This is a genomic window from Oceanobacillus sojae, from assembly GCF_007991515.1.
Classification (GTDB): Bacteria; Bacillota; Bacilli; order Bacillales; family Amphibacillaceae; genus Oceanobacillus; species Oceanobacillus sojae.
In genome coordinates this window covers 1-10,742 of the sequence record NZ_BJYM01000036.1, presented here as the reverse complement: position 1 = coordinate 10,742, position 10,742 = coordinate 1, and the positions used below count along the sequence as shown (strand labels likewise).

Here is a 10,742-nt window from a genome sequence, read left to right as displayed (position 1 = left end):
ATTTGATGACCCGTACGGGATTCGAACCCGTGTTACCGCCGTGAAAGGGCGGTGTCTTAACCGCTTGACCAACGGGCCATGATCCGTTGTCTGAGAAGCTTTATGTAAGTATCTCTCGCAAACTGACGAATTTTATTATATCGAGTAACCAACCGTTTGTAAAGAGAAAAATGAAAAAAACTTTATTTTATTTTTTAAAAGCTCCTCGATTACCTCCTGTCCCTTATTCCAATGCTGTTTTTAGAGGCTTTAATTCCATCACATATTCCATGCTTTTGAACATTTCCTTCTATAATATAAACAACTTTTGAGTGATTTCTCTATTTATGACTAATAACCATGATTCCCTGCTGAATGAAATTTCTTTTTTTATAAGCTAAATTACTAAATAATACCCTTTAATTTTTCAACAAAAATATAATGAAACATGTAACCAGTTAAAAAATACACCGATAGTCCTCCCGGAAAGTAAAATATATTCCCGTAATAGTCTTGCCCAGGCTGAACTTTTATTTACATATGCTCTTCTATCTAAAAGGAAAAACAGATTATCACTTTATCACCTGGTACTAATCAGTTATAATAGGTGCTAAGTTAAATGTTGAATGGAGGATGAAAATGACAAAACTATTAGAAGGTAAAAATATCGTTGTAATGGGTGTTGCTAATGAAAGAAGTATCGCCTGGGGTATCACAAAATCTCTACATAATGCTGGAGCCAACCTTATTTTTACGAATAGACAAGAAAGATCCTATAAAAAACTAGTCAAACTTTTAGATAAGCATGAAATTGAACCAAAAGCAGTTGTTTCCTGCGATGTAGCATCAGATGAGAGTGTACAGGAGGCTTTTAATGAAATAAAAGAAAAAGTCGGTGTAATTCACGGGTTAGTTCACTCCGTTGCTTTTGCCAAACGTGAAGAACTGCAAGGTGAATATGTAAATACTTCTCGCGACGGCTTTTTATTGGCACAAGAAATCAGCGCTTATTCGCTGGTATCTGTTACAAAGGCTGCACAGGAATTAATGACTGAAGGCGGCTCAATTGTCACACAAACTTATATTGGAGCGGAGCAGGTTGTTCCAGGCTACAACGTTATGGGTGTTGCTAAAGCATCTTTGGAAGCAAGCGTCCGCTATTTAGCTGAAGATGTAGGTAAACGCGGAATTCGCGTGAACGCTGTATCAGCAGGCCCAATCCGTACACTCTCTGCAAAGGGAGTTGCTAATTTCAATGAAAAATCACATGTTGTAGAAGAAAAAGCTCCACTGCGCCGTAACATTGATCAGGATGAAGTTGGAGATGCAACTTTATTCTTCCTTAGTGAACTCTCTCGCGGAATCACTGGGGAAGTATTGCATGTGGATGCCGGATTTAACATTATCGGCGGCTGATTCCTACAAAATATACAAAACTGCCTCTCTTAAAAAGAGAAGGCAGTTTTTTTTGGCTGAAAAACAAAGTTTTCTTCTATGTTTAATAACTATTTATAGCGGGAATCAGTATTAATGGAAAATATATAAAGGGGTGTAATAAAATGTATAACTATATACAGCATTATATTAACGGTCAGTGGGTTGATTCCACTGGAAACGAGAAAATTGATGTGATCAACCCTGCAACGGAAGAAAAAATTGGTGAAATCAGCTCTGGAACGAAAGAGGATCTCGATAAAGCAGTAAAAGCGGCACGAGCTGCATTCCCGGCTTTTTCACAAACAACCAAAGAAGAACGCGCTGCATTGTTAGACCGCATTGCAGATGAGTATGAGAAACGGAAAAACAAGTTTATTGAAATAATCATAGCAGAGCTTGGCTCTCCAGTAACTTTTACCACAAATGTGCAATATCAAATGGGATTAAACCATTTCCGCACAGCAGCAAAGCTAGTACGAGATTTTGAGTTTACCGAAAAACGGGAAAACTCTTTGGTCCAAAAAGATGCTATTGGCGTTGCCGGTTTAATCACACCATGGAATTTCCCTACAAACCAGGTTTCTACGAAGTTAGCTTCCGCGTTTGCAGCTGGCAGCACAGTGGTATTAAAACCGTCTGAAGAAACGCCATTTGCGGCAATGCTGCTTACCGAAGCGATGGAAGCTGCCGGCGTTCCTGAAGGAGTATTCAACCTTGTAACCGGAACAGGCGATACAATTGGTAATGGTATCAGCTCTCACCCGGATATTGATTTCGTATCTTTCACCGGATCCGGTAAAGTTGGAACTAAAATTATGGAAAATGCAGCACCAGATATTAAAAAAGTAGCGCTGGAACTTGGCGGTAAATCTCCAATCATTGTATTAGATGATACAGACATCGATTACGCTGCTAAAAAGGCGATTTCCAATATTGCCGGCAATACAGGTCAGGTTTGTACAGCAGGAACACGTGCAATTGTCCCTGAATCTATTCATGATGATTTTATCGAAGCAATCAAACGTCATCTATCTGAATTTCCTATAGGTGATCCAAAAGATGAATCCACCTTTACTGGCCCACAGGTATCGGAGAAGCAATGGAACACTGTACAGGATTATATCCAAACTGGAATAGACAGCGATGCGACACTCGTTGCCGGCGGAACCGGTAAACCTGAAGGCTTGGAGACAGGTTATTATTCCAAGCTGACTGTATTTACCGATGTAAAGCCTGAAGACAAGATTGCTCAGGAAGAGATTTTCGGACCTGTACTCTCCGTTATCACCTATAAGGATTTAGATGAGGCAATCGATATAGCCAATGGTACTATTTATGGTTTAGCAGGTTATGTTATCGGAAATAACCCGGACACCTTAACCCATGTCGCAAAAAGTCTCCGCTCTGGCAGAATCACTGTCAATGATGGACAATCTGACTTCACTGCTCCATTCGGCGGCTACAAGCAATCCGGAATTGGACGTGAGTGGGGAGACTACGGTATTGAGGAATTCTTAGAAGTAAAAACAATTACAGGCTTACCCTCTTAAATACTGATCTTATTTTCAGCAGCTCTTATGCTGCTGATTTTTTTGTGTTCAAAAGTATTGAATTTCAGCATGCCTCTTTGATATTGCATAACCACAACTTCAAATAAATCATTTCAGCGTAGTAAACTTTTAATGTTAAAAGTATAAAAATAGCTTGACATCCGTTCTAAAAACCTGTAAATTTTAAATCGTAACGATTACGAATAATCTTCACAATACAACTTAATTTAATCTACTTTACTTTTACTGGGTAAACTACAATCACAAAGCGCCTCAAAACGAAGCAATTCTATGCAGCATTGCTTTTTTATTTTTTAAAGAACTAAATTGGTTATTCTAATATTAAACAACGGAGGTACATTTCATGATAAAACGGACAATTATTTTTGCCAGCTTTCTCATACTTTTCCTTGCTGGCTGCCAATCAGCTGATAATAGTCAGGAAGAAAATAAAGAAACGTTGGAGATCTCTACAACTATTTTTGCTTTAGAAGATTTTATTTCAAAAGTTGGCGGAGAATTTGTTGATGTAGAAAGCATCTACCCGCCAAATGCTGACGCGCACACATACGAACCGAGCTCACGTGAGATGGTTGATCTAGCCAAGAAGGATTTATTCATTTATTCCGGCGTTGGCATGGAACCTTTCGCATCAAAAGCAGAGGATATTCTGGAAGGTGAAAAGGTAGAAGTCGCCGCAATTGGCGAGGATATCCACCTTCGCGGAGAAGCAGAACATGATCATGACCATGAAGGTGAAGAACATCATCACGAGGAAGAAGCAGAAGATAATGGAGATATTATTATTAACGGTATAAATGACCATTATCACAGTGGCGATACAGCTTCATTAGAAGCAGAAACAACGATCGATGAAGACATTGAAGAATGGAACTGGTATTTCCGTACAGAGGGTTCAGAGGACTGGCAGCTGAATGAAGATGCAGACGGTCCTTCATTTGAAACACAAATTAATGATACCTTAGAAGTGAAGCTGGAGCTCACAGATGCTAATGGAGAAGTAATTACGGAATCCGGTGTCGTTGACTTACTCATTGATAATCATGATGGCGAGAGCGGCATTGGCGATCCACATGTTTTTCTTGATCCAGTAATAAGCATTCAATTAGCTGAAAATATTAAAGATCTTCTTGTTGAAAAAATGCCGGAGCATGAAGACTATTTCACTGAGAATTTTTTGGAATTAAAAGGACAGCTAGAACAAGTGGATGAAGAATTAGCACAAACCATCGGTGACGCAGACCATCCGCAAATGATTGTATCACACGCTGCCTATGGCTATTGGGAAGATCGATATGGATTAGAACAAATCAGTATCCATGGCTTATCATCATCACAGGAGCCTTCCCAAGCTGCATTAGTAGAAATTGTTGATAAAGCCCGTGAATATGATTTGAAGTATGTTGTATTCGAAAGAAATATCAGCAGCAGAATAAGCGAGATTATCCAGGATGAAATTGGTGCCGAAAGTGCTGTTCTCAGTAATATGGAGACCATTACTGAAGAAGATATAGAAAATGGTGAGGATTACTTCAGCTTAATGCAAAAAAATATTGAAACTTTAGAAACAGTGCTAAACGATTAAAAAGCAGCTTTCTTCCAATGAAATGGTATTTCTCTGGAAGAAAGCTGTTTCATTATTATTCAGAAACTGGATAAGCATAGGCGATGAAACGTTCCGGCGCACTGCCTACAAAGTGAAATGGATAGCATGTCGTAACCACTAACACCTCTTCTCCCATTTCCCGGATAACAGAAGTATCGTCCTCTGGAACAATTTCTGTTTCTCTTATTTCATACGTATACTCTCCATACGGCATCTGTACGACAAACGTATCCCCTATTTCCAGATCACCAAAATCACGAAATACGGTATCACGATGCCCTGATAAAAGAATTTGCTCACCCTGTCCAGGTAAAACAGAGTTAGAAAGATGCCCGACTCCTTTGTCTAATGAATCCGGGTCAGTCCCTTCAACGATAGGCAGTATTTTCCCCAGTTTTGGTATTTCTAAAGTAGCGAACGCTTCGTCCGTCTCCGCTTCAAATTGTTCTATTGTTTCTTCTATGTCCTGATCGGCTTCACCCTGCGTGTTGGCTCCCTGCTCTATTCTTTCCTCCGCCTGAATTAAAGATTGTTTCTGTGATTGTTCGTGCCCTATAATTTGATATCCGAAAACGCCTAAACAGACAACACCTATGGTAATAAAGAGGATTCCTATTCTTCTCATTGAAGTCTCTCCCTTGGTAAATTAATTCAAATTAAAATAGAACGAAACTTTTTCCAGAAGGATTTTCAAAAACTTATGTACCACAAGCCCTGTAGACTTTATTATTTTTCTGAAAAGTTATTTATCGTTCTGGATCAATCAATATATAAATTCTTTCATCTAAAGGTAAGTTGATTATACTATATTTTTGCTCATCTATCCAAAAATTCTTTATAATTAAATTTCATGCTTCCCATATGTTATAATTAATTTCTAAAACAGAAATTAAGAGGTGCACCATGAATACCGGTCAACGAATTATACAATTACGCCTTCAAAATAATTGGACGCAAAAAGAATTGGCTAAACGTGTCAATATTAATGTTAGTGTCATGAATAGAATCGAGTCCGGTGACCGCCCCATCAAAGGAAGTGAATTAACAGCGATTGCAGATGTTCTGAAGGTTACAGCAGACTACTTACTAGGCCGAACAGAGGGTGCGGCCTCCAGTGTTTCAAATCAGCAAAACGATTCTGTTACAAGCATTCAGAAAAAATTCCCGGATGCAGATGCTATGTTTCGCGATTTAGCGGGCCTCACTACGGAGGAATTTCAGGATATATATGATTATATACTTTTCAAAAAGAGCAGAAGGAAAAAATAGGTATATGACCTCTCCCATAATTTCCACGAACGTACATATTTAGATTTAAATTGACAGAATCTTATTCATTCGTTAATATGAAGATATAACAAAATAGAAGTACGGGATAACGAGAAGATTCCCCACGAAGAACGACAGTCATCTGTCTTTTTTGTGGGGGATTTTTTTATTATCTGTACTAAATAAGGTAAGAATGGAGCGATAATATGTCTAAAAGCAGAAGATTAGCACGTATTTTTTCAAAAGATAAGAAAACGCTTACTTTAGCGTTAGACGGTTACTACTTTACAAATCAAACACAAGGAATCGACAAAACCATTGCTCAAATGCCGGAACTTGTTGAAAACGGCCTTGATGCAGTATTGGTTACACCCGGAATGGCGAAAAAGCACGCGTATGCCTTTGCTGATGTGGGGATGTTGATCCGTGCTGATATGTCTTCCAGCCTGCTTGACCCTTCTGTTCCTGATACAATTTATGTTGCATCCGTTGAAGATGCGTTAAAGCTTGGTGCGGATGGAGTTATTAACATGACCTTCCCGGGGGCTGATAATGAAGCAAGCTCTCATAACATCGCCCGTGAATTAGCAAGAGATTCTGAAACTTGGAACACTGTATTTATGTGCGAAACATTACCTTTTGGTTATCCAGTAACGAATGAGGAATCTAATCAGGCTCCCTATATTGCTGCTGGAGCCCGCGTAGGAACAGAGCTTGGTGCGGATATTATCAAAACCCGCTTTTCAGGAAAGCCGGAGGATAGTGAAATTGTAGAATCAGCAAATGCACCGGTAGTTGCTCTGGGAGGCCCAAAAACAGAGAACATCATTGATTATTTTGCTTTTGTCCGCCATTGTATGGATGTTGGAGCAAGCGGTGTCGCAGTAGGACGTAATATTATTCAGAACCCAAACCCTGCAGCTGTCGTAGCCGCATTAAACCAGATCATCCATCATGAAGCGACAGCCGAAGAAGCAAATAAAGTGTATAACGACTACTCATCATAATAGCTTCTTCCAAGAGGTTATTTAAAAAGTGAGGAGGAATGAAAAAGATGGATTTAGGAATTAAAAATAAAACAGCGATTGTCACTGGCGGGTCCAGAGGTGTTGGAAAAGAAATCGCCTTAACTCTTGCAAATGAAGGTGCAAATGTTGTTGTTACTTATCAAAGCAATCGGGAAAAAGCCGATGAAGTGGTAAAAGCTATTGAGGCTACCGGACAAAAAGGGCTTGCTATTCATGCAAACCTGGCAAATGCAGATGATGCAGTTTCTATTATTTCCCAAAGCATCAAAGCATTCGGAACATTAGATATTCTGGTAAATAATGCAGCAATCTGGCCTACAGGCTATGTGAAATCTATTAAATTAGAAGATTGGAATACAACCTTAGATGTGAATCTCACTTCTGTATTTCTGACATCCCAGGCGTTCTTAAACCATTGTTTAGAAATAGAACAGCCAGGAGAAATTCTTAATATAACATCCCAGGCAGCTTTCCACGGCTCAACCACCGGTCATTCACATTACGCCGCAAGCAAAGCGGGAATGATAGCTTTCACAAAATCCATGGCACGCGAACATGCAAAGGATGGTATCCGCGTCAATAACCTTGCGCTTGGCATTGTAGAAACAGATATGATTCGTGAAAAATTAGAAAAGGACGCTTCTTATTATGTGAATCGGATTCCGCTTGGCAGAGTTGCACAGCCTGGTGATATTGCTGATATTGCTGCCTTCTTAGTTTCAAAAAGAGCCGGTTATATCACCGGAGCAACAATTGATGCTACTGGCGGGATGCTGATGCGATGATTCTTATTAAAAAATAGATGAAAATGTAAAAAAGAAAAGAGGTGAAGGGCGTTTCACTTGGAGCCTGACAACAAGAGAAACATGCCCAGTAAATGAAGTGTTTAGCATTTGCCGACTTATTCATTCCAAAAGAAATGATGCAGGCCGGACTTAAAAAATTAGAAAATCAAGGTGTTGAAGTAACTGTCCGTGAATGGACACATAAAAATATTGAGGCACTGCAGGAGGATAACCTAGCCGTGGAACAAGGCGGCAGTGAAGTCATTTCCCTCCCTGATTCGCTGCTTGGTGATATTGATACATTTGATATCATCATTACACAATTTGCTCCAATTAATGAAAAAGTATTAAGAGCTGCTACGAATCTAAAGCTGGTCGGGGTTCTTCGTGGCGGCACAGAAAATATCAATCATAACGTAGCAAATGATTTAAATATATCTGTCTTCAACACACCTGGAAGAAACGCCCGCAGTGTTGCTGAATTCGCAGTTGGGTTAATCCTTTCTGAAATTCGAAATATTACACGCGCACATACAGCTTTAAGGAATGGACACTGGCGTAAGAATTTCCCAAATAGTGAGACAATCCCTGAGTTAGGCGGTCGGACTGCAGGTATTATCGGATATGGAAATATTGGACAGCTTGTAGGGAGGTTTTTAGCAGCTTTTGATATGAACGTCGTCTTTTATGATCCATATTTCAAAGGAGAAACAAATTTCCAGCAAGTGGACAAGCTCGATACGTTACTTGAAACAGCAGATGTTGTTACGCTGCATGGCAGATTAACAGAAGATACGAAGCATATGATTCGTTACGAGCATTTTGAAAAAATGAAAAAGACCGCAATCTTTGTTAATTCCGCACGATCTGGCCTTGTAAATGAGCAAGACCTCATTCAAGCATTACAAAAAAAAGAAATTATGGGCGCTGCGATTGATACATTTGATGACGAGCCGCTTCCTTTAAGCAGCCCGTTCCTGCAATTAGATAATGTAACAGTGACAACACATCTTGCTGGAAGCACTAATGATGCCTTTAAAAATACACCTGATTTATTAGTGACCCGTTTATTAAAGGAATCTGATTTATTTAATCATTAAAATAAAGAAATATTTGATCTGTAAAGGAGCATATATATGGAACAAAAAGCTTTCTCAACTTTATCACGTCCCTCCGTCATCCAAGAAATGGAGCAGGAGCAATTTGATGTATTAATTATCGGGGGCGGTATTACAGGAGCTGGAATTGCACTTGATGCTGCTACACGGGGTCTCAAGGTAGCCCTCATTGAGAAGAATGACTTCGCTTCAGGTACAAGCAGCAGGTCTACTAAATTAATTCATGGTGGATTAAAATACCTGCAAAATTTTGACTTCCCGGTAGTAAAAGAGACCGGAAGCGAGCGCGAAATTGTATTTAATAATGCCAGACATCTTGTGCACCCTATCTGGATGAATTTTCCGCTTATCAAAAAGGAATCTTATAATCTGGCAACCTTAAAAGCAGGGCTGACTTTATATGATCGTTTGGCTGGTGTAAGAAAAGATGAACGTCATACCATTTATGGAAAACGCAAAACCATGAAAAACGAGCCTCTTTTCAACAAGAAAATTGTTCAAGGAAGTGGTGTCTATGTAGAATATCGCACTGATGACAGCCGTCTCACGCTGGAAGTTGCAAAGACGGCCCAAGAACGCGGGGCAAAGCTGCTTAATTACGTAAGAATGACAGACTTCATCCAAAATCCTGACAACCAGGTGAAAGGAATTGTCGCTAAGGATGAATTAAGCGGAAGAACACTGAAAATCACAGCAAATTATATCGTCAACGCAGCCGGCCCTTGGGTAGATTTTGTCAGGAAAAAGGATCGGCCAATCAAAGGAAAATATATGGTTCTTGCTAAAGGAATTCACATTGTCTTCGATAGAAATAAATTGCCTGTACAATCGTCCACGTATTTTCAGCATAAGGGCCGGTTGATTGCAGTTATTCCAAGAGGAGACACTACCTATGTCGGTTCGACAGAATCTATTTATACAGAAGATATCGAGGATATTCATGTTAATAAATCTGAGGTTACTTATCTATTAGACTGCCTCAAAGACATGTTCCCAGCTGTAAACTTAAATATTTCAGATGTTATCTCCAGTTGGGCCGGGGTTCGGCCATTAATTGGCGAAGAAGGAAAATCTTCAGCTGAGCTCTCCAGACATGACGAGATATTTGAATCAGACACTGGGCTTATTACCATCGCCGGAGGAAAATTAACCGGCTACCGAAAAATGGCTGAGCGTATCATGCAATATATAGAAAAAAAGAATAAAGAGAAAAAGACTGCTTCTATCACAGAATCTGTCCACTTAACCGGCGGAAAGTTTTCATCTTCTGAGGAAATAGAGCAGCTCATTCAAAAGCTTTATGGAAGCTACCGGCAGCTCGGTTTCTCTAAACAAGAAATATCAGACTATGTTGAACGTTATGGTTCTAATACAGAGGTGTTTCTAAAAGAGGTAGCAGACTATGACAAAAAAGATTTTGATAAAAAATCCCGCAATATACGTGCAGAAGTTAAATACACTGTCGAGAACGAAATGGCTGCTACGTTAACAGATTTCTATGATCGTCGTACAAGCTATGTCTTATTTAAACCAAATAAAGTATTAGAAACCTTGAATGCAGCAGCTGAGGAAATGGCCGAACTGCTTAATTGGGACAAAAATACTATGGACGAACAAAAAAGAAAAACGTTATATACACATCATAAAGCAGTAACTTTCTTAGATAAATAAGAAAGTTTTCATTAAGAATTTTGTACTGTTAAATCATTAATGAAAGTGCTTTCAATTAGATGTAGACAAGATTCTTACCAAGTTATATAATTAATCTATCGCGTTGTAAGCGTCCACAATATTTTCCCTTATCCAAATTATGGAGAAATATAACTTTTAAATCCTTAAGCTGTATTGGACGTAAATAACTTGATTTACTACCATTTATAAAAACCTAGTAAATATCCATTTTTATCAAAAACATGCATTTAGGGAGGAATTAGAATGACTTTAGTTGC

The 10,742-nt window shown here is 39.1% G+C and carries 9 protein-coding genes and 1 tRNA gene; 8 read left to right on the top strand and 2 right to left on the bottom strand.

All coding sequences use genetic code 11. From position 1 onward, the window contains the following. Window positions 1-6: 6 nt before the first annotated feature. Window positions 7-78 (bottom strand) — tRNA-Glu (locus tag OSO01_RS23040). A gap of 540 nt (window positions 79-618) precedes the next feature. Between OSO01_RS23040 and fabI the strand changes: the two genes are divergently transcribed. From fabI to OSO01_RS23025, 3 genes are all read left to right on the top strand, one after another. Further along, window positions 619-1,395 (top strand): enoyl-ACP reductase FabI, encoded by a 777-nt coding sequence (gene fabI, locus OSO01_RS23035; RefSeq protein ID WP_147212797.1) that lies wholly within the window; start codon window positions 619-621, stop codon window positions 1,393-1,395. A gap of 143 nt (window positions 1,396-1,538) precedes the next feature. Continuing rightward, window positions 1,539-2,966 (top strand): aldehyde dehydrogenase family protein, encoded by a 1,428-nt coding sequence (locus OSO01_RS23030; RefSeq protein ID WP_147212796.1) that lies wholly within the window; start codon window positions 1,539-1,541, stop codon window positions 2,964-2,966. A 364-nt stretch (window positions 2,967-3,330) separates the two neighbouring features. Continuing rightward, the gene (locus OSO01_RS23025; RefSeq protein WP_147212795.1) at window positions 3,331-4,572 is read left to right on the top strand and encodes a metal ABC transporter solute-binding protein, Zn/Mn family; all 1,242 of its coding nucleotides are present in this window, start codon (window positions 3,331-3,333) and stop codon (window positions 4,570-4,572) included. Window positions 4,573-4,627: 55 nt separating this feature from the next. On the opposite strand, the gene srtD is transcribed toward OSO01_RS23025, so the two are convergent. Continuing rightward, window positions 4,628-5,218, bottom strand: a complete 591-nt coding sequence (srtD, locus tag OSO01_RS23020) for a class D sortase, LPxTATN-specific (RefSeq protein WP_147212794.1) — start codon at window positions 5,216-5,218, stop codon at window positions 4,628-4,630. 278 nt (window positions 5,219-5,496) lie between these two features. Here srtD and OSO01_RS23015 point away from each other — a divergent pair, with 278 nt between their 5' ends. From OSO01_RS23015 to OSO01_RS22995, 5 genes are all read left to right on the top strand, one after another. Further along, complete coding sequence (locus OSO01_RS23015) at window positions 5,497-5,862, top strand: helix-turn-helix domain-containing protein (protein WP_147212793.1); 366 nt, start codon at window positions 5,497-5,499, stop codon at window positions 5,860-5,862. A gap of 206 nt (window positions 5,863-6,068) precedes the next feature. Beyond that, window positions 6,069-6,869 (top strand): class I fructose-bisphosphate aldolase, encoded by an 801-nt coding sequence (locus OSO01_RS23010; RefSeq protein WP_147212792.1) that lies wholly within the window; start codon window positions 6,069-6,071, stop codon window positions 6,867-6,869. A 47-nt stretch (window positions 6,870-6,916) separates the two neighbouring features. After that, entirely contained in the window at window positions 6,917-7,675 is a 759-nt protein-coding gene (locus OSO01_RS23005; protein WP_147212791.1) for an SDR family NAD(P)-dependent oxidoreductase, read from the top strand. Between the two features lie 92 nt (window positions 7,676-7,767). Next, window positions 7,768-8,775, top strand: a complete 1,008-nt coding sequence (locus OSO01_RS23000) for a 2-hydroxyacid dehydrogenase (protein WP_147212790.1) — start codon at window positions 7,768-7,770, stop codon at window positions 8,773-8,775. Window positions 8,776-8,811: 36 nt separating this feature from the next. Continuing rightward, window positions 8,812-10,464, top strand: a complete 1,653-nt coding sequence (locus OSO01_RS22995; RefSeq protein WP_147212789.1) for a glycerol-3-phosphate dehydrogenase/oxidase — start codon at window positions 8,812-8,814, stop codon at window positions 10,462-10,464. Window positions 10,465-10,742 lie beyond the last annotated feature (278 nt).

Excerpts from the sequence above, each read along its gene's own strand:
- fabI (WP_147212797.1), top strand. The coding sequence starts at position 619 with ATGACAAAACTATTAGAAGGTAAAAATATCGTTGTAATGGGTGTTGCT.
- OSO01_RS23030 (WP_147212796.1), top strand. The coding sequence starts at position 1,539 with ATGTATAACTATATACAGCATTATATTAACGGTCAGTGGGTTGATTCC.
- OSO01_RS23025 (WP_147212795.1), top strand. The coding sequence starts at position 3,331 with ATGATAAAACGGACAATTATTTTTGCCAGCTTTCTCATACTTTTCCTT.
- srtD (WP_147212794.1), bottom strand. The coding sequence starts at position 5,218 with ATGAGAAGAATAGGAATCCTCTTTATTACCATAGGTGTTGTCTGTTTA.
- OSO01_RS23015 (WP_147212793.1), top strand. The coding sequence starts at position 5,497 with ATGAATACCGGTCAACGAATTATACAATTACGCCTTCAAAATAATTGG.
- OSO01_RS23010 (WP_147212792.1), top strand. The coding sequence starts at position 6,069 with ATGTCTAAAAGCAGAAGATTAGCACGTATTTTTTCAAAAGATAAGAAA.
- OSO01_RS23005 (WP_147212791.1), top strand. The coding sequence starts at position 6,917 with ATGGATTTAGGAATTAAAAATAAAACAGCGATTGTCACTGGCGGGTCC.
- OSO01_RS23000 (WP_147212790.1), top strand. The coding sequence starts at position 7,768 with ATGAAGTGTTTAGCATTTGCCGACTTATTCATTCCAAAAGAAATGATG.
- OSO01_RS22995 (WP_147212789.1), top strand. The coding sequence starts at position 8,812 with ATGGAACAAAAAGCTTTCTCAACTTTATCACGTCCCTCCGTCATCCAA.